The organism is Plectonema radiosum NIES-515, from assembly GCF_025753815.1.
In the GTDB taxonomy this organism is placed as follows: domain Bacteria; phylum Cyanobacteriota; class Cyanobacteriia; order Cyanobacteriales; family Nostocaceae; genus Hassallia; species Hassallia radiosum_A.
Genome location: NZ_JAOWRF010000371.1, coordinates 1 through 20150, shown reverse-complemented (window position 1 = coordinate 20150; position 20150 = coordinate 1). Strand labels below are relative to the sequence as shown.

At 44.0% G+C, this 20150-nt stretch carries 9 protein-coding genes; 1 reads left to right on the top strand and 8 read right to left on the bottom strand.

The window, feature by feature from the left end:
* Window positions 1–41: 41 nt before the first annotated feature.
* Window positions 42–1814, bottom strand: coding sequence for an ABC transporter substrate-binding protein (locus OGM63_RS26320; RefSeq protein WP_263748664.1), 1773 nt, complete (start codon window positions 1812–1814; stop codon window positions 42–44).
* Between the two features lie 38 nt (window positions 1815–1852).
* On the bottom strand, window positions 1853–2941 hold the full coding sequence (locus tag OGM63_RS26315) for an aromatic ring-hydroxylating oxygenase subunit alpha (protein WP_263748663.1): 1089 nt from the start codon (window positions 2939–2941) through the stop codon (window positions 1853–1855).
* A 295-nt stretch (window positions 2942–3236) separates the two neighbouring features.
* Between OGM63_RS26315 and OGM63_RS26310 the strand changes: the two genes are divergently transcribed.
* Window positions 3237–3920, top strand: coding sequence for a dienelactone hydrolase family protein (locus OGM63_RS26310; protein WP_263748662.1), 684 nt, complete (start codon window positions 3237–3239; stop codon window positions 3918–3920).
* A 79-nt stretch (window positions 3921–3999) separates the two neighbouring features.
* Here OGM63_RS26310 and OGM63_RS26305 read toward each other — a convergent pair whose 3' ends face one another.
* The 6 genes from OGM63_RS26305 to OGM63_RS26280 form a co-directional block, all read right to left on the bottom strand.
* On the bottom strand, window positions 4000–10008 hold the full coding sequence (locus tag OGM63_RS26305) for a type I polyketide synthase (RefSeq protein ID WP_263748661.1): 6009 nt from the start codon (window positions 10006–10008) through the stop codon (window positions 4000–4002).
* A gap of 67 nt (window positions 10009–10075) precedes the next feature.
* Window positions 10076–13531: a non-ribosomal peptide synthetase gene (locus OGM63_RS26300; RefSeq protein ID WP_263748660.1), complete on the bottom strand. Its 3456-nt coding sequence runs from the start codon at window positions 13529–13531 to the stop codon at window positions 10076–10078.
* Between the two features lie 390 nt (window positions 13532–13921).
* The gene (gene gntT / locus OGM63_RS26295; protein ID WP_263748659.1) at window positions 13922–15313 is read right to left on the bottom strand and encodes a guanitoxin biosynthesis MATE family efflux transporter GntT; all 1392 of its coding nucleotides are present in this window, start codon (window positions 15311–15313) and stop codon (window positions 13922–13924) included.
* 89 nt (window positions 15314–15402) lie between these two features.
* Entirely contained in the window at window positions 15403–15783 is a 381-nt protein-coding gene (locus OGM63_RS26290) for a Rieske (2Fe-2S) protein (RefSeq protein WP_263748658.1), read from the bottom strand.
* Window positions 15780–16856 carry an amidohydrolase family protein gene (locus OGM63_RS26285; RefSeq protein WP_263748657.1) on the bottom strand — a complete coding sequence of 359 codons (1077 nt, stop codon included), beginning with the start codon at window positions 16854–16856 and terminating at the stop codon, window positions 15780–15782. The genes OGM63_RS26290 and OGM63_RS26285 overlap by 4 nt, the downstream gene beginning before the upstream one ends.
* 14 nt (window positions 16857–16870) lie before the next feature.
* Entirely contained in the window at window positions 16871–20023 is a 3153-nt protein-coding gene (locus OGM63_RS26280) for an SDR family NAD(P)-dependent oxidoreductase (RefSeq protein WP_263748656.1), read from the bottom strand.
* Window positions 20024–20150: the final 127 nt, after the last annotated feature.

Genomic DNA, 20150 nt, shown 5'->3' with positions numbered 1-20150 from the left:
GTTTGATGCCAATTCCACCCCCTGAACAATTATCTATTTTATTATTTAGATATTTTTAATTTTTCGAGATTCCAAAAAGCACCGCTGAGAGCAGAATATTGTATACCTTTAATATCATTGCGGACAGCAGCCATAGAATAGGGAGTGACTAAATAAATAAAAGGAACATAATCATGAATTAAACGTTGAGCTTCTACATACATAGCTTTCCGTTTCTCAAAATCTAATTCTATCGCACCTTGAATGTATAATTCCTCAATTTGATTTTCCCACTCTGCTACTTCTCGCCCTTCTATCGGTTTATTTCCTGGTTGTGCTTTTTGATTAAATGTATGTACTGTCCCATTATAAAGCCAAATATTAGCGCGATTATTCGGTTCATTCCCTGCCGAAAAACCGAGGAGATAACATTCCCAATCCAAAGTATTATCGAGTTTATCTATTAGCGTGTGAAACCCTATAGGAGAGTAATCAACTTGGATGCCAATCTTCCCTAAATCTTCTTGAATTTGCACTCCCATTGATTCCCGAGTTCGAATGCCAGCGTTAGTGATTAAATTAAAACGAACTCGATTTCCTTCTTGATCTAAAAGTTCCTGCTTTTCACTGTATTTAAACCCTTCACTTAGCAATAAATTCTTGGCTTTTTGAGGATTATAATCATATCTTTTGATGTTTTTATAATAAAAAGGAGATTGAGCAAAAATATCTGAATCTTGGGGATTTCCCAGTCCCTGAAAAATGTTGTTAATTATCCTTTGCCTATCGATAGCATAAGCAACTGCTCGCCTAAAATTTACATTGTTAAACCAACGAGATTTAATTGGATCAACTAACGGTTTCCCCTCTCTCTTACCCTTATTTAGATTGAAAGAAATATAATTTGTGTCATAGGCAGTTCCCCCATTATAAATCGTAAAATTCCCCCGCTTCTCTTCCTGTTTTAGGAGAGAAAAATATTGAGGAGCCACCTCAATAGAATCTAAACTCCCAGATCGAAACTGAATTAAAGACGTATCAGTTGATTCTACAATTGCCCAGATGACCCGTTTAATATAAGGTAACTGATTGCCATGTTCGTCTTTTTTCCAATAATAGGGATTATTGGAAAAAATAAGGCGCTCGCTGGTGCTATAACTTTTTATTTTGTAGGGACCATTGACAATAATCTGTTCTGGGGGCGTATCCACTCCCCAAGTCGAAAGGAAAATAGGTTTTCCATCTTTCCCTCTATTTTCAACAGTTTTTTGTAAAATATGTTTGGGTAAAATTGGCAATTCAACACTGTCTAAAAACGGAGCAAAGGCTTCTGTAATGATAAATTCAACCTGCAAATCATCTAATTTACGCACCTTTGGAAAAGCTCGACTCTGACCAATTCTGAGACTATCTCTAGCCAGAGAAGGAATTTCTTCATTTAAATAGACATGATTATAACTAAAAATAACATCATCAACCGTTAAAGGATGACCATCTGACCATTTTAGTCCAGGGCGTAAAGTAAACACAATCTTGAGGTTATCTTCAGAAAAATTCCAAGATTTTGCTAGGGCTGGTTCTTTTTTTCCTGTGACAGGATTTTCGGTAATTAATCCTTCATAAATCAGATCAAAAATAGTATTCCGAGATTCTTCAGCTAAGGCAGCATTAAAAGTGATTGGATCTACTAGCATTAATAGAACAAGTTGAGATTGATTCGCTTGGTTTTTTAACCTAACAGGGCTGCATGCTGAAAAATAAATAGCTGTCAGTCCTGCAAGGATTAAGATCGCCCAAAAACGCCAAATAGCAGCAATACAAGCAAAAAACTTCATCGTTATATATGGAACTTAATTTTGTAATTGGTACATTATTAGTCCTTGGTCGCCTCCAACCAATTTTTGTGAAAGTCAGCGATCGCCTGTTGGCATTTTGCGATAGCATGTCCCCATTTGTTGTCTGGCTGATTAACTTTGTAAGCTAAAGATTTTACTGTTTTCTGTATCAAACGGCAAATAACAAAGTCTTCCTCCATGAATTGATCATAGTTAGATCGGTGAGTCTCTATAAAATTAGAGGAAGAATATTCTTGCTGTTCTGGAGTTTGGTACAAAACAATTTCAAGTACAGTTCGTTCAGGAGTGAGGGGTTGAAAACGCCAGACCTCTGCCGAATTACTTGAGGCACTCATTGACAGATTGGGAAAAACATAAGACTCGTAGCGGTTTTTTTCTGCAGGTTGGTCTTTCGAGCTAAACTTAAAATTACAATGACGACCTGTGAGAGTGGCGTTGAAGTGATTTTGAATATCCATTCCCTCCTTAACTAGTGACTGGCTATGTAGCCAGGGGACATGGTATAAATCCAAGTAGTTTTCGATTAGAAGCTTCCAGTTAACTGACTCGTTATAAGACCAGCGAGCCACTTCTCGGAGTTCTTCCCAACAAAGGTTAGATTGCTTGAGGTAATCTGGAACACCTGCTAAGAAATCTCTAAATAACTCACCTTCCTGTTCGGGACAGACGAAGATGAAGCCACCCCAAGTATCTACACGTGCTTCCAGCAACTGGATTGCAGATTTGTCCAGTCCTGCAAACAGTTGTGGATATGTAACTTCCAAAAGTTGTCCCTTCCCATCAAACGTCCAGCCGTGATAAGGACAACGAATTATTCTACAATTGCCTTGTCCATTCAAAAGACGCATTCCCCGGTGGGGACAGACGTTGTGCAGGGCTTGCAGCGTCCCATCAGCTTGACGAATCACAAATATAGGGTCTTCCCCAATGGTGCAGGCTAGGTAATCACCTGGGTTTGGTAGGTCTTCCTCCCGACCCACAAAATGCCAATTGTTGCGCCAGATGGTTTTCATCTCTTTAGCAAACACCTGCGGTTCCCAGTAATAGTCGCCTGGAAATCCTAAATCTGCTGTGTGAGAAATTGGTTGTAAAGAAGTACCTGTCATGGTGAGTTTCCCGTGTTCTAACTATATGGAAGCGTTTGCCCTCGACTGTTAAATAATTCTCATTTTACATTTATTTTAACCTGGGCTATTAATTAGATTACATATATTTAGCAACACTCAAACCGGATTCTTATATAACTTTAAAGTTGCTTGGACAAGACTTAATGGAATCGCCCCCAATGAGAAAAAGCTTCAGTTACCATTCTTAATTTTTGCTTGTTCAAATTTCTAATATATGCTATTTTCGTTTAGTTCTTAGTTTTTTTATTTAGTTATTTGGAGTCAAATCAGAATTATGAAAGGTAGAATGATTGAATTTAACACTAGTAATGGACAAGTATTTTCGGGATATTTATCAATACCAGAAAAAGGTAAAGGTCCTGGTGCGATCGTTCTACAGGAATGGTGGGGATTAGTAGACCACATTAAACAGGTATGCGATCGCTTAGCTGCATTTGGATTTACTGCCCTCGCTCCAGATATGTATAAAGGGGAGCAAACCGATTCTCCCGATCAGGCAGACCGATTAATGATGGCTTTAGGCATTGATGAATCAGAACAGATACTTCAAGGAGCTATAAAGGCTCTTCTTGCCAACCAAGCCTGTACTAGTAAAAAAGTTGGAACAGTAGGATTTTGTCTGGGAGGTCAGCTTTCGCTTTATGCAGCAGCAGCCGATCCCGACATGGTTTCAGCTTGTGTAGATTTTTACGGCATTCATCCTAATGTTAATCCTCCAATTGAGAATATTAAAGCTCCCGTATTAGGATTCTTTGGCGAGAAAGATCCGTATGTGACAATGGAAGCTGTCAGAGAATTAAAGAAAAACCTTGATGATGCAGGAAAAACTGCTATTTTTTATACTTATCCAGATGCTGACCATGCATTTTTCAATGATACTGACCCCAACTATCATCAACAAGCCGCAGAGGATGCTTGGAGACATTTGCGCCAATTCTTAGCAGAAAATATTTCCTAATATGGGGCAACTGCCTTTGACATCAATACGTAGACCACACTGAGCGAACCATCCCCAACCACCGTAAATTGAAATGCATTTACCTCCAATGGGGAGAGATGCCTTCCAATAACTCCAAAATGGGTTGTTCTGGATTTGCCAGAATGTCCCAGAGTAGCTTTTGGAACGACTTTACTATTCGAGCGATCGTCGTTTCTTCAAACACATCCGTGTTGTATTTAATGATGCCAGACAAGCTGTCTTTATCTTCAATAATCCCCAGCCCAAAATAATCTTCCCAATTGCCAAATTGAGGCAAGGGAATTTCACATTGTTCCAGCTTTAACTGATCGAAACCAGCCGCCGAGGTAGAGTCTGTTCCATTCTGCCCAGTACGCTCTTTAACCTTTGTTACTTGAATGTAGTTTAATGTCACCTGAACAATCGGCGGACGGCTAGGGTCTTTCTGAACCTGCAATCGCTCGGCTAACAATTTTAAAGGATAACCTTGATGGGCTAGGACATTCAATACATTCTCCCGGACTTGACTGAGATATTGGATAAAAGTGGGATTGCCAGATAGTAGCGATCGCAATATAGCCACATGCACCAGTCCACCGACTATCCTATCCAGTTCTGAACGCACCCGGTTGTTTGTCACTGTCCCCACTAAAATATCCTGCTGACCGGAAATGCTATGAAGCAAAAGTTGAAAAGCCGCTTGAATCAATACATAAAGGGTAGCTTCATTCATCTGAACCAGATTTTTGAGTTGTTGTATGAGGTCGCGGCTCAAAGAAATTTCATACCCAGCCCCACGATGACTCATTACAGGGGGACGAGGACGATCGGTTGGTAAATTGAGGATCGGTATTGTACCTGACAATTGCTCCTGCCAGTATTTCCAAAGTTGCTCGCCCTCTGCACCTGACAACATTTCTGTCTGCCAACGCAGATAATGTGTAAATGACCAAGGAATTATAGGTAGAGATGCCTCAACACCAGTGACTTCAGCCTGATACAGTATTGGCAATTCTTCTTGTATGATTTGATTAGACCAAGCATCAGTTACGATGTGGTGAATGACTAATACTAAAATGTACTCTTCAGGAGCACGGGTTAATAAGTGTATTCGTATTGGTGGCGATCGCCTAAGGTCAAACCGACGCCGCCAGATATCTTCAACTTGCTGGGTAAGTTGTTCCACAGACCAGTCGCTAGCATCAATCACCTCGAAAGGAATTTCTTGTTCAGGAAGTACTTGTTGCATCAGTACTCCATTGTGTAGGGCGAGTCTGATGCGTAAGCCATCATGGCGATTAATTAGTGCTTGGCAGGCACGCCGCAAAGCAGGAATATTGACTTGAGAACGAATAGAAAATAGTCTCCCATCATGGACAAGGGCTTTCTCCGTAGCCGTTTCAGGGAGAATAAATTGTTGTTGTGTATACGACAGAGGATACCACGTTTCCTCACTTGTTTTCGTTCCCAAGAGAGATTGACCGTTTTGTGAGGATTCCCCTTGGGATGTAAAGTCGTTGGCGATCGCCTGTTCATTGTTCCCTATATCCTGCTTGTGTGTTGTAATGCTTGCCTCAATGTATTCAGCAAGACTGGCTATGGTGGGATTTTCAAACAAACTTCGTGCAGGAATTGCTACACTAAGATGTTGCTGTATCCGAAAGATGACTTGCGTAACCAATAGCGAGTCACCTCCCAAATTGAAGAAATTGTCATGAATACCAATCTGCTCAATCCCCAAAGATTGTTGCCAGATGAGAGCAATTGTTTGCTCAGTTTCCTTGGAGGGAGCAACATAAGCATTCGGCAAATTCGGTCTTGGATGTTTTGATTCGGACAGATGATTTTGGTTTGAATCTTCTAGAGGAGCGGTTATTTCTGCGAGGTTATCATTCTCCGCAATGATAGCTTGTAAATCTTGTGTTGAGACAGCAAATTGAGCCAGGGGATTAGATAAAATTCTGCTAAACGCATCGGTGCCTTCTTGAGGTAAAATTCCTGTACTCAGGCTTTCTTCTCGCAATTCTTTGAGAGAAAGCGGTACGGCTGTGTTCACTGCCATGCCTACCTCTTGCCAAGTACACCAGTTAATTGATGTAGTGATGTTATCTCTAGATGTACTATGATGAGCGAAGGCATCGAGAAAGGAATTTGCTGCACAATAGTCTACCTGACCTATTTCACTTAGGATTGAAGTCAGTGATGAGCAAAGTACAAAGAAATCTAGCTTGGCATTTTTGAAGATGACATCTAGCACTCGTGTTCCTTTCACCTTGGGGTCAAGTACACTGGCTGCTGTTTCTGGTGTTTTGAGTTGAATTATGCCTCCACCTGCAATCCCTGCTGCGTGGATGACACCGTGAATCTCTCCAAATCGCTTTGATGCCTGAGCGATCGCTGCCTGCATTTGTTCGATGTTGGCAACATCTGCACTTTTCACCATGACCTCAGCACCCAAAGCCTCAAGTGTCTGCAACTTCATTATTTTGCCGCTTATTTTATCCTGAGTATCGTGAGTTGCTAGCCATTGTTCCCACTCGTCTCTCTCAGGGAAAGCCTTTCGCCCTATCAATATCAATCTTGCTTGTACAGTCTTTGCCAGGTATTCTGCAAGTACAAGACCGATGCCTCCCAACCCACCTGTGATTAAATAAACTCCCCGCAACCGCAATCGTGGTTTTCCTTCAACAGATTTTTCCAATCGGACTGGCTCAAAGGTTTGCACCCAGCGATAAGAACCACGATATGCCAACACTTGCTCATCTGATTTGGTATTAAACTCCAATTGCAACTGCTGTAGGAGTTGATCGCGTCCGCTTGCTAACTGGGGCACAACTACATCAACGCTACGACAACTTAGGTTGGGATATTCTTGGGGAATGACCTTAACAAGTCCAAGTAAGGTAGCCTTTTCTGGGCATAATTGCTCTTCTCCCGTCACTTTTTGCAGCTGATTTGAAACAACTGTTAGTTGTATTGGGTCACTGAAATGTGCGGAATGATCACCAAGCGCCTGTGCTAGATAGAGCAGACTGTAAAAGCCATACTGTTGAATTTGATCTACTGTGAGTCCTGTTTCTTCTGTTTCAGTGACACTCCACAAATGACAGATGACCTGTGGGCTTTTGGCTTGAACAGATAGTTGATTCAGCAAAGCATTGTAATCCTGCGGATGCTGAGGATTAAGGGCATAGTCGCGTTCATTAAGTTGGGTAAAGTGCGTCCCTATTCTCACTGTTACTACATCTTGACCCGCTTGTTCCAGTCGTTTAGCCAGTTGGTCGCCTAAGCCAGATTGGTCTACAAACAGCAACCAACATTGGGGGGGTAGATTTATCCCAGAAAATAGCGACGACGAGATGCTTTGCTTCCAAAGAGGAACATAGAACCAGTCCGCAATATCTGGCTTTTTCAATAGTTTTCCAGAACTTACTGGGCTAATCGTTTTGTTTGGTGGGGCGATCCAGTAACGTTGTCGTTCAAATGGGTAAGTGGGCAACGGCAGTCGTTGGCGACGTTCATGGGTATAGAACTTAGACCAATCAACAGTTCCACCAGCCAACCAAAGTCTGCCTACTGTTTCGAGCAAAAAGACGACATCAGATTGTTTTTCCTGTGGATGACGTAATAACGTGAGAATTGTCTGGCGGTTATAGGCGGGGTTTTGTCTTGCCAATGATGCCAGGGTGCGACCAGGACCTACTTCCAGAAGGAGTTGAGCGGGTTCTTGCAGTAGCAACTGCATTCCATCAGCAAAGCGAACAGTTTGGCGTAGATGTTTAGCCCAGTAAGCAGGATCTGTTGCTTCTGCCGCTGTAATCCAAGTGCCTGTCACATTAGAGAGGTAGGGAATTTTGGGCGGCTGTAGGTTAACTTTTCTGACTTGCTCTGTAAAGGCTGCCAAAATAGGTTCCATCATTCCTGAATGGAACGCATGGGAAACCTTCAAAAGGCGACATTCCACCCCTTGTTCCTCCAACCGCTGTTGTAATGCCGCCACTGCCGCTTTAGTCCCCGACACCACGCAACGTGAAAAAGTGTTAACTGTTGCTAAAGATAAATCCTCACCTAGAAGAAATTCCACCTTATTCGGGGGAAGAAGAACCGCCAGCATCGCCCCACTAGGCAGTTGCTGTATTAATTGTCCTCGTGTTGCGACTAAAAGCAAAGCATCTTCCAAAGAGAAAACGCCTGCCAAGCAAGCCGCCACATATTCCCCAATACTGTGACCGACCATTGCCTGAGGTTGCACCCCCCACTCCAGCAACAATTTGGCAAAGGCGTACTCAATCACAAAAAGTGCGGGTTGCGTTATCGCCGTTTGTTCCAGTCGCTGCGTCGCTTCATTGTTTTGCTCTGGGTTTGGGTAAAGCAATTTGCGTAAATCTAGACCCAGATAAGGTTTCAAGATTTCAGCACAGGTATCTACCTGTTCGCGAAAGGTCAACTCACCCTCATAGAGATCCTTCGCCATGTTGACATATTGCGCACCCTGTCCGGGAAACATAAAGACGATGGGTCGTTCTTTAGACTCCTGGTAATTAGTGGCAAGATGCTGACTATCTAGGCTACTTAGAGCGTTTGTTGCTTCTTCAATATCCTTGACAAGAACCATCCGTCGGTGACTGAAAGCTTGACGACCCATTTGGAGCGTATATGCCACATCAGCTAGATTGATGTTAGGATTTTGTTGAAGGTATTTTGCTAGGTTAGATGTAGCAACATCTAGTGCCGATGGCGTTTTGGCAGAAAGTAGCAGTAATTGCCAAGACCTAGATTGGCTAGAAGGTGTGATTGCAGGAGCTTCCTCAAGAATTACGTGGGCATTAGTCCCCCCAATCCCAAAGGAACTGACACCGGCTCTCCGGGGTGTACCATTGCGTTTCCATTCTGACAACTGAGTATTGACATAGAAGGGACTATTGGCGAAATCAATTTGCGGATTGGGTACTTCAAAATGCAAACTGGGTGGAATCTGCTTGTGTTTGAGAGCTAAAACAGTTTTGATCAGACCAGCAACACCAGCCACCGGACCAGTATGACCGATATTCGTTTTCACAGAGCCGATAGCACAAAAGCCTCTCGCTTGGGTTTGAAAGCCTCGAGTGAGCGCGGCAATTTCAATCGGATCTCCCAGCACTGTTCCAGTACCATGGGTTTCAACATAGGTAACTGTCTCAGGTTCAACACCAGCGATCACGTGGGCTTCTCGAACTGCCTTGGTTTGACCCTCCTCGCCGGGAGCAGTATAGCCCACCTTCGCAGAGCCATCATTATTGACGGCGGAACCTTTAATAATCGCGTGGATCGTATCGCCATCTGCTAACGCATCTTCCAGTGTTTTCAGCACAACAATACCCACCCCATCGCCGCTAACCGTTCCTTTTGCCTTAGCATCAAAAGCATGGCAGTGACCGTCAGGAGAAAGGATCATGCCCTCCTGATACAGATAACCAATTTTTTGGGGGATGAAGATAGAAACCCCACCAGCCAAAGCCATATCGCACTCCCCGTTCAACAGGCTTTGGCAAGCCAAGTGGATCGCGACTAAGGAGGTAGAACAGGCCGTCTGCACATTTAGCGCCGGTCCTTTTAGATTCAGTTTGTAAGCAGTCTTGGTGGGCAGATTTTCTCTATCATTGAACAAATTCAGTTGATAGTCCCCGATTGACTCCCTTAAATTGTCGTTTGGGTAAAGATTATGAAGTAGGTAATGACTCGTATTAGCCCCTGCATAAACCCCAATTGCTCCTTTATAGGCATTAGGATCGTAACCTGCCATTTCCAGTGCCTCCTGGGCACACTCAAGAAATAGGCGGTGCTGCGGATCTGTAGTTTCAGCTTCGCGGGGAGTAAAGCCAAAGAAAGCAGCATCAAACAAGTCTATGTCTGACACAATCATGCTAGACTTAACGTAATTAGGATTACTAAGCAAAGCTGGGTCAACGTTTTCCGCGAGTATTTCTTCATCCGAGAAGTAGGAAATGGATTCGACTCCAGAGCGCAAATTTTCCCAAAATATCTTAATAGAATTAGCTCCAGGGAAGCGGCAAGACATTCCAATAATGGCAATATTTGAGTCGTTCATCACATTTGTTCTTCTATAGTCTGCATAATGAATTAGACGTAGTTGATATGGTAATAGTGACAAAATGTCACAAATCATTCCGGGACTTTTGTCTAAGTTGTTTACGTTGGCTTACGTTTGCTTGAGTTGCCTTACGACGTTCAACTCTGTCCTGTGGAATCAAGGCAGGCTGTGACTCTTGTGCTTCGTTTTTTAGCTCGCTTAAGTGTTTCGCCAAACTGTATACAGTTGAGTACTTAAAAAGCTCGGTTACCGCCAGCTTTTGCTTAAATATTTCTTGCAAGCTGTTGTGAACTTGGACGATCAGCAAGGAATGCCCTCCCAACTCAAAGAAATTATCGTGAATGCCTATGTGCTCGACCTTCAGCACGTCTTGCCAAACTGCGGTGATTTGACGCTCTATGTCGGTTTGGGGCATCATGTAAGTTGCTTCCAACTGCGAACGCACGGTTGGCTTAGGCAAAGCGCGTTGATCTACCTTTCCATTCGGGTTCAAGGGCAAACTATCTAACTTTACAAAAGCACTAGGAATCATATAATCGGGCAACTTCTCGGTCAAGTAGACTCGCAGGTCGTGACTGCTAATTGGTGAAGCTACAAAATAAGCTACTATCTGCGGTCCGGTAACTTCTTCACGCACAACAACAACGACTTCGCGAATAGCAGTGTGTTGACTCAAGAGATTCTCAATTTCCCCCAATTCAATGCGGAAGCCCCTAATCTTGACTTGATTGTCTATCCGACCCAAATACTTAATGTTGCCATCACTTAGGTAGCAGACTAAGTCTCCGGTTTTGTACATGCGGACATGAGGATCGTTGGTAAAGGGGTTGGGGATGAATTTTTCGGCAGTTAGCTCTGGTCGGTTGAGGTAGCCACGGGCAACTCCCACACCACCAATGTGCAGTTCCCCAGGGATACCAATGGGGACTGGTTGTAAATTAGAGTCCAGAATGTAGATTTGTGTGTTGGCAATCGGACGACCAATCGGCACTATTCTTTGATTGCTCTGTGACCTACATGCCCAAAAGGTAACATCAATCGACGCTTCGGTTGGACCGTAAAGATTATGCAGTTGAGCATCTAAACTTGCAAAGAAACGTTCTTGGAGTTCAAACGGCAATGCCTCTCCACTGCACATCACCTGGCGCAGGCAACTGCAAGCCTCCAAACCTTGCTCCTGAAGAAACACTTGCAGCATTGAGGGCACAAAATGCACGGTGGTGATCTGTTGTTGGGCGATTAAATTGACTAGGTAATTGCTATCTTGATGCCCTCCTGGTCGCGCCACTACCAAACGAGCGCCTGCGATCAATGGACAGAAAAGTTCCCACACCGATACGTCAAAGCTAAAGGGAGTTTTCTGGAGAAAGCGATCTGCTGCGGTAAATTGGTAAGCATCTTGCATCCAGAGCAAGCGATTTTTGATCCCTGCATGAGTGTTCATCGCTCCTTTGGGTTTGCCAGTCGAGCCAGAGGTATAAATCATATAAATCAAATTCTCCGGCTTCACCCCACTGGCAGGATTCTCCTTGCTCTGTTGAGCAATGACATTCCAGTCAGTATCCAAAACCACAACTGCTTGATGCTCCGCCAGCCCTTCAACCAATCGCTGTTGGGTTAGCAGCACTCTAACCCGAGCATCTGCCAACATGAAAGCCAAACGTTCCGAGGGATAGGTGGGGTCTAAAGGTACATAAGTACCACCAGCCTTCAAGATTCCCAACAAGCCCACAATCATCTCTAAAGAACGGTCTACACAAATGCCGACCAGTACCTCCAGCTCGACACCGATTGTCCGCAAATAATGGGCTAACTGGTTTGCTCGGTCATTCAGTTCGCTGTATGTTAGTTGTTGGTCTTCATAAACAACTGCGATCGCATCAGGCGTGTGTTCGACCTGCTCTTCAAACAACTGATGAATGCACTTGTCAACGGGATACTGGCTTAACGTGTCATTCCATTCAACCAGCAACTGATGCTGCTCAGCTTCAGTTAACAAAGGAAGAGTGCCGATAGGGTGGTCTGGATTGGCTATAATTCCAGCAAGCAGGGTCTGGAAATGCATCGTCATTCTCTCGATTGTGTCCGTCTCAAATAAGTCCACATCGTATTCAAATTCCCCAGTGATGCCTTGTTCACCTTCTTCCATAAGTAAACTCAGCTCGAATTTAGAGACAGAACGCGCTACCTCCAAAGGTGTAACCATTAGCTCCGGCAGATTTAAGTGGTACTTTGAGGTACTTTGTAAAGAAAATACTACCTGCACAAGTGGACTGTGACTTAGATTACGTTCAGGCTTTAGGGTTTCCACTAGTAACTCAAAGGGCAAATCTTGGTGATTGTAAGCTTCTAGCGTTGTTTGCCGCACTTGAGCCAGCAACGCTCGGAACGTCGGATTGTCTGAGAGATCGGCTCGCAACACCAGCGTGTTGACGAAAAAACCAATCAATGGCTCCAGCTCGCGGCGATGACGATTCGCAATTGGTGTTCCAACCAGAATATCTTCTTGGCCGCTATAGCGGTATAACAATATTGCAAAGGCGGTATATAAAAGCATGAACAAAGTGCTTTCAGTTTCCCTGCTTAGGAACCTCAAACCTTTATTTAATGTTGAAGGTAATTCAAATTTGTACTGTGCCCCCCGAAAGCTTTGCACGGGGAGACGAGGATGGTCGGTTGGTAATTGCAACAACGGTGGTGCGCCTGTTAGTTGCTTCTTCCAGTAGACTAATTGGTTATCCAACATCGTGCGCTGATTACGTTGCCAGTGGGCAAAGTCAACGTACTGAATTGGCAACGGTGGCAAAGGCGAAGGCTGAACTTTAATAAAGGCATTATACAGGACCGACAACTCTTCGATTAAGACACCCAATGACCAGCCATCTGAAATAATATGGTGCATTGTCAGCATTAACACATGGGCTGTTTCTGCCAACTGAAGCAAAGCGACGCGCAACAAGACTCCATCTGCTAGATTAAATCTGTACTCGGCTTCTTGGAGAGCCAGACGTTGTACAGACGATCGCTTTTCAGCTTCTGGCAATGTTTGCAGGTCAATAACAGAGATTGTCACCTCTTGTGGTGGGTGGATGACTTGTACCGGATGACCTTCCACAGCAACTAAGTTTGTACGTAAACTTTCGTGGCGACGGACAATTTCTGTCAGACTTTGTGCTAAAGCAGATCGATTAAGGAAACCGCTCAGTTCCCAAGCTATGGGGATATTATAAGTAGAATTGGAACCTTCAAACTGATTCAGGAACCAAAGGCGTTGTTGAGCAAAGGAAAGGGGTAACTGCCCCTCTCGGGTGATTGGCTGAATTGGAGGGGATAATGCGTTTGTACTAGATTGTTCTAAAAGCGCTAATAATTCTGCCTTATGTGCAACTATTTCTTCACGCAAGGCTGGGGTTAACGCCCCTTTCGGGGCTTTATAACGAAGACTGCCATTTTCAACCCAGAGCAACACCTTTTGGGTGTAAAGTTTCAAGACGAGTTGCTCAATATAACTTTTGGTCATCGCTATTTTTTATCCAATTGCTAATCTGTAACCAAATTAATATCAAAAAATATTTTGCTAATCCAAGTCAAACAAATAGCTATCAAATCAAAAGAATTAAGGCGTAAGAACAATAACCAAGTAACAAAATTTTTAGCTCCCTTGATGTGAGTGAGGAGTATTATCAGCTAGGAGAGAAAAAGAAATAACGCAGCTAGAGATTAGATGGATTTTCCTAGACTTTATCCAATTAAGCAGCGTAAACCTTGTTATTTGGGAAAAGTTATAGCTTTGTGGCAAAAACTTTTTCCTACATCACTAATTTTGCCGAGATTGAAAAACTCAAAGTCTAGGTTCCATAAGGGTTTTCGCCTATGCGAACGCGTTACTGGAAAATGGATAAAGTCGAGCTTAAGCCGCTGCGTCCAAACTCCGATCCTCTTCAGATAGATTTAGCTCAGAACTACCATCGCCCACATCAATTTTAAACGTCCCAGGTAACTGAACCACAAATACCACTAATCGCATTACGTGAAACAAAGATAAAGCTAACCACAAGATATGGTTACTGTGTAACGTAAATGCCGCTAGCGCCGCAGGTGCAAATCCGAACAAAGCAGCGATTAAATTAGAGTTACGCAGAATTTGCGTTTTTGTTATACCCAAAAAGTACCCGCCCAATACGAAACTAACTGAACTAAATCCTAAGACAAGTAATAACCAGGGTGCATAAACATCAATATTTTCAGTAACTTCGGAGTGGTTGGTGAATAACCCAAATATAGTTTGAGGAAATAGCACACTTACTCCAGATGTAGAGAGTCCGATCAGTAGAGCTGTCCCTAAAGCCAACCCCAGTAGGGGTAATAACTGTTCTTTAACTCCTTTCCCTTTAAAGTTTCCGATCAGGGTTTCCACGCCCATTGACAGACCCTCAAAAATAAAGGAGTTCAGTACGAGTAATTGTAAGAGCAAGGAATTTTCAGCATAGATGATGGTTCCCATCTTTGCACTTTCGTAGTTGAATGTGAGCATAACTAATAGAATAAAAATCATGCTGACAAAGATGTTTATATTTAGAACAAAGGTGGCTTTAAAAGCTGAGAAGTCCCAAAACTGGTTGGCTACAGCTCGTACCTCTTGCCATTTAATTTGTAGAAACAAAAAAAATAATCCCGTCAACAGCGTCACATATTGGCTGATAGCATACGATACTCCAGCACCCGTACTTTCCCACCCCCAACGGATAATCAACAGATAGTTGAGCACGACATTGGCAGCATTACCAAAGAAAGACATTAGCACAACTATGCGATTCTTTTCTCGTGCTGAAAACCAGCCTAGTAGGACAAAATTGATCAAAATAGCTGGTGATCCCCAAATCTGGGCATCGAAATAAGCTCCCGCTGAAGCTAATATGTCTGGTGGGGTAGAACTAAGTAGGGCAAATCCCAACTGTCGCAACGGGTACTGCAACAGGACCATCGCCACACCAGCGACCAGCGCAATGAAGCCATGACGCAGTCCCACCAGCAGCACAGCTTCTTGGTCATCTTGTCCTAGAGCCATAGCTGTTAACCCAGTGACTCCCATCCGTAAAAAGAGGAACATCTCGTAGAGACAGGCAAGCAGAGACCCAGCTAAGGCAACTCCAGTCAAGTGCTGGATTTCTGGCAGATGACCCAAGAATGCAACGCCCAGCAGCTGGGCTACTGGCACTATGACAGTGCTAAGGACGTTGGCAACTGTTATTCGGAAAAAACGACCTAAGAATTCGGACTGTCTTGGAAGCGTTAGGTTCATGGATTAAATTGCTGGTAAGAGAAATCATTAAGTATTTTAGGTAGTAGGTATTACTACTGCCTCTTACCCATTGTAGTTGCCGAACATCCTCAAATATAAATGACTACTTCATTTTGCTCAATTTCCACCTTATATGTCCGAACTCGGATGTTAGGTTTAACTAAGTAATCACCTGTCCGGATGTCAAATTCCCAACCATGCCAAGCACAGCGCAAAATAGCCCCTTCATGACCGTAGATAAATTCGTATTTATCTGTTGGCAGCGTCGTGCCTGTGATTGGTCCCAGGCATAACGGTGCCCCTTGATGGGGACAGTAGTTTAAAAGAGCGTGGTATTTACCTGCTACGTTAAACACCCCAATTTTTTTCCCCCCTAACTCAATAAGTAATCGTTCGCCAGACGGCAAAGCATCTGTTTTACAGACTACAAATCGCTTTTGTTCTTTTTGTTCTAATGGCATATTTTTCATGAATGGGATTTGGAATCACGGGCAGGAAGACGCGAGTAGACTTGCCTTGCATTCGCATCCAATATATTTTCACGCCAATCAGCTGGGATAGGAATCTTGGTTGGGTCATCAAAATCCCAGTGCGGATAATCTGAAGAGAACAGCAGCGTGTGTTTAGCGTCGAAAGTTTCAAGGACATTCCACAGGTGTTGTTTGTTATCGGGGTTCTCCAGAGGTTGCGTGGTAAGGCGGATGTGGTCACGGGCATATTCACTTGGTAGCCGCTTTAGCCAGGGCGTTTCTTTACGTAAGGCTCGGTAGTCGTTGTCCAAACGCCACAAAACCGTCGGGAACCAAGAGACACCACATTCAGTTAAGATGAGATAGGTATTGGGCCATTTCTCAAACACGCCGTGTGCAATTGTACTGGCAACATGGGACATACCTGCCTGACATAACAAGGCATGAGCTTCCCAGTAGAACGTAGGTGGTCCTGAGCTAAAGGTTTGGGTATTGATCCCCGCTTGTCCACCAAGATGAACGGCTATAGGGAGATTCATTTGGGAGGCGGCTTCCCAAATAGGATGGTAGAAGGGATCGCCATAGGGACGAATCGAACCGCTAGACATGATAATTTGTACCATATCTGGGTGTTCGCCTACTCGCCGGATCTCGGCTGCTGCATTTTCAGGGTCTGGACTATATATAACAATAGAACCTTTGAGGCGACGATCGCGAGACAACCACTCGTCAATCACCCAATTGTTATAGGCACTTGCTAGGGCGTTACCATAGTAACGATTAGCGATCGTTGAAATGTCAAGGGTTTCATCGCCCGTCAAAATAGCGACATCAATATCGTATTTGTCGAGCAAATGTTCTTTCATTAAGTTATAGTGATCGTCTTGTGTTACCGGATTGATGTCTTGTCGTCGAAACCCTTCTGGATGAAGCCAAGCCCGTTGAGCACGCGGGAATGTTCCTCGTGGTCCTGGTTTCTCCCCCCTAATCAGGAAATCACGAAAGTAGTCATCAAGGTACGGTAACAGGACTTCGGCTGTAGACCAATCATTGTGAACATCGCAATCAATCATACTTTTATCTCCTTTTAATCTATTTGCACCCGATCCAGGCAAGTTTGAAGCTGTTTGGCTAAAACCTGAACCTGGGGTTCGTTCATCATGGTAAAATGGTTGCCTGGGATAATATGAAGTTCCAAGGGAGAGGTAGAAAGCTTACCCCAACCCCAACTTGGTTCTTTTTCTGTTTCAGTTTCATTCGGCAAAAAATCAAGAACACTCAGTTCACTAGCTCGAAAGAGCGTAATTAGTGTATCATAATGACTTTGCAGTAGATAGTTCATATCAGCAAGCGTGTTACTCTTGCAAACTTGCCAAACACGCTGTATTTCAGCTTCGTTTAACGATTGCCCCGCTCGTTGCAAACTTTCTCCGAGATACCTCACTTGTTCGTCTAAACTGAGATTCTTTAGGTGTTCCGACGAAATATCGAGGTTTTTTTCTAAAACACCTTCGTAAATATGGGCTAAGGTGATGGTGAATAGGGTGTAATCCGAAGTGCCTCCATGCTTATGGCTATTAGTGATCGCCGGAATGTCTAAAATAGCTAAAAAAGAAACTTTCTGCTCTTGTTCAAGTAACTGTTGACCCATCTCGAAGGCTACCCTGCCTCCAAAGGAATGACCACCGAGCCGATATGGTCCAGTTGGTTGAATAGCTTGGATAGCTTTAATATGGTGGGCTGCTATCTCTGTTATCTGAGTGTAGGGTGTCTCGCCTTCTTCCAGTCCCAATGAGCGTAACCCATAAAACGGTTGTTCTGAGTCAAGGTAATGGGCTAGTCGATCAAGAGCGAAAACCTGTCCCAAAATTCCAGAAACAAAGAAAAAAGGTGGCTTTGAACCGTGTGGCTTTACTGGAACTAATGTGGAATCTTTTCTTTGGGAGGAGTTGTCTGAATCAGCGCGGTAGAGAATTTCTTGGTACAAATAATCTACTAACAGTTCTACGGTAGGATAGTCAAACACCAATGTTGAAGGTAAGGTGCATCCCAAATTAGCTTGCAGACGACTTCTTAACTCCATCGTCATTAAAGAATCCAATCCTATTTCAATAAATCGTTGGGTTAACTCGACTTGCTTGGGTGAACTAAGTTCTAGCACTTCAGCCACCTGGGTACAAACATAATCTCTCAATAATTCGACTCGTTTTTCAGCAGAACTGTTTTCTAGTAGCTGGCGAAACTTATACCCGTGTACTTGGTTACGATTTGAGGATGCAATCACTTCACCCGGAAGGAGTACTTGCGCTGATTTGGAGACGAATGCTTTGGTGAAGTCGGCAAAAAATGGCAAAGTCGCTTGCACTTTCCCTTGCTCAATGGATTCTAAAAACTTCGGCCAGTTGATGGGTAAGACACCAACTTGGCTTAACTCGTGTCTTGATTGTTCTTTTAACAACTGCTCTAAAACCTGCAATCCCTGTTGAGGTGTGATGTAGCCTTCACCCTTTTGATGCAACTGCTTAGTTATCTGGAGCCGATCAGCCATCCCTGCTTCGCTCCAAGCTCCCCAGTTAATAGATAAGGCAGGTAATCCTTGCCCGCGACGATAAGAGGCTAAAGCATCGAGAAAAGCATTGGCTGCAGCATAATTAGCCTGACCTGCACTACCTAACAAAGAACTAGCCGAAGAGAAGAACACCAAAAATTCTAAGGGTTGATCTTTGGTCAGCGTGTGTAAATTCCAAACACCTATTACCTTGGGAGCCATGACTCGCGTAAAGCGTTCCCAGGTTAGTTGTTGTAAGATGCCATCATCCAAAATGCCGGCTGCGTGAACGATACCCCGCAACGGAGGTAAAGATGAGGTGAGATCGGCTATAGCCCGAGCCATTTGTTCGCGGTTAGACACATCGGCTTGGACTACCACCACCTGACTACCTAATTGTTCCAACTCCTTTAACTGATTTTTGGCGGTTGTTTCTGCAGCAGAGCGTCCTACCAGCACCAAATGTTTTGCACCATGCTCCACTAGAAAACGAGCGACCAGTAATCCCAGTCCACCTAAACCACCTGTAACTAAATAGGTACTATCGCCTCGTATCAGTTGTTTTGTTTGTGAATTGAAAGCTAAGACGACTTTACCAATGTGCTTGGCTCGCTGCATATACCGAAAAGCCTCGGTCGCATCCCCCGCAGGAAATACTTTGTGCGGCAATGGCTTGATTTTACCGTCTGCCAACCAATCACTCACCTGTGCAAGCATTTTTGTAATCAACTCAGGGTCAAGGTTGAAAACATCACCTAAATCAAAGGAATAGTAGGCTACATCCGGGCGGCATTGCGCCACCTTCTGGTGATCCCAAATGCCCATTTTCCCTAGTTCCACAAAGCGACCACCAACAGCCAACACCGCAAAGCTTTGCTCTATGAATTCTCCACTCAAGCTGTTGAGCACAATATCCACACCTTTGCCTTTGGTCTTCGTCATTAATTCCGAGGCAAAAGCAAGCGTGCGCGAATTCATGATGTGTGTTTCTTCAATGCCCTGTGCCTTGAGAAACTCCCACTTGGTAGGACTCGCTGTAACAAAAACCTCTGCTCCAACAGCCTGCGCCAGTTGTACGGCTGCTTGACCTACCCCCCCGGCACCAGCATGGATCAGTACCCGATCGCCTGGTTGGATGTTTGCCAGTTCTTGCAGCGCATACATCGCCGTCAAGAATACGTTTGGAATCGTCGCAGCTTCTTCAAAACTCAGTTCACTCGGCTTGTGAACCACTTTTGCCGCCAGTAGTGTCACAAAACTGGCAAAGCTACCATCAGCGATCGCCATGACTTCATCGCCAACTTTGAAACCACAATCACCAGAACCTACCCTGACAATTTTGCCTGCACATTCAAAACCCAACGGCACATCTTTAGCTTGGTGAATGCCCAAGTGTTCGGCATAGTGTTCTTTGAGCATTCCCAGTGCATTTAACACATCGCGGAAGTTCAGTGCAGAAGCATCAACCTCAATTTCTACTTCTCCAGGTCCTGGTGGACGGCGAAGAAGTGATACCAATTGTATATTGTTTAGGTTCCCATATTCCGATAACTTAACTTGAAAAGGCTCAGTGGGGCTGGGAGTTGGTTGTTGCTTGCTTTGGTGAGCTACCAGTCGGGCTACATAGCGTTCCCCATTGCCTAAAACTACCTGATTTTCGGCTTCGAGTAACTGAAGTTCATTAAACAGCATCTGCTATATAAATCCTAGACAAGTCTAGACATTTACTTCTTACTTCAACGGGAGCATGGGAGCGGTTATCCCTCAGTAAGCTTTCACGATGAAGCCAACCGTGATAAGTTAATTGCCGCGTTTAAAT

Excerpts from the sequence above, each read along its gene's own strand:
- OGM63_RS26320 (WP_263748664.1), bottom strand. The coding sequence starts at position 1,814 with ATGAAGTTTTTTGCTTGTATTGCTGCTATTTGGCGTTTTTGGGCGATC.
- OGM63_RS26315 (WP_263748663.1), bottom strand. The coding sequence starts at position 2,941 with ATGACAGGTACTTCTTTACAACCAATTTCTCACACAGCAGATTTAGGA.
- OGM63_RS26310 (WP_263748662.1), top strand. The coding sequence starts at position 3,237 with ATGAAAGGTAGAATGATTGAATTTAACACTAGTAATGGACAAGTATTT.
- OGM63_RS26305 (WP_263748661.1), bottom strand. The coding sequence starts at position 10,008 with ATGAACGACTCAAATATTGCCATTATTGGAATGTCTTGCCGCTTCCCT.
- OGM63_RS26300 (WP_263748660.1), bottom strand. The coding sequence starts at position 13,531 with ATGACCAAAAGTTATATTGAGCAACTCGTCTTGAAACTTTACACCCAA.
- gntT (WP_263748659.1), bottom strand. The coding sequence starts at position 15,313 with ATGAACCTAACGCTTCCAAGACAGTCCGAATTCTTAGGTCGTTTTTTC.
- OGM63_RS26290 (WP_263748658.1), bottom strand. The coding sequence starts at position 15,783 with ATGAAAAATATGCCATTAGAACAAAAAGAACAAAAGCGATTTGTAGTC.
- OGM63_RS26285 (WP_263748657.1), bottom strand. The coding sequence starts at position 16,856 with ATGATTGATTGCGATGTTCACAATGATTGGTCTACAGCCGAAGTCCTG.
- OGM63_RS26280 (WP_263748656.1), bottom strand. The coding sequence starts at position 20,023 with ATGCTGTTTAATGAACTTCAGTTACTCGAAGCCGAAAATCAGGTAGTT.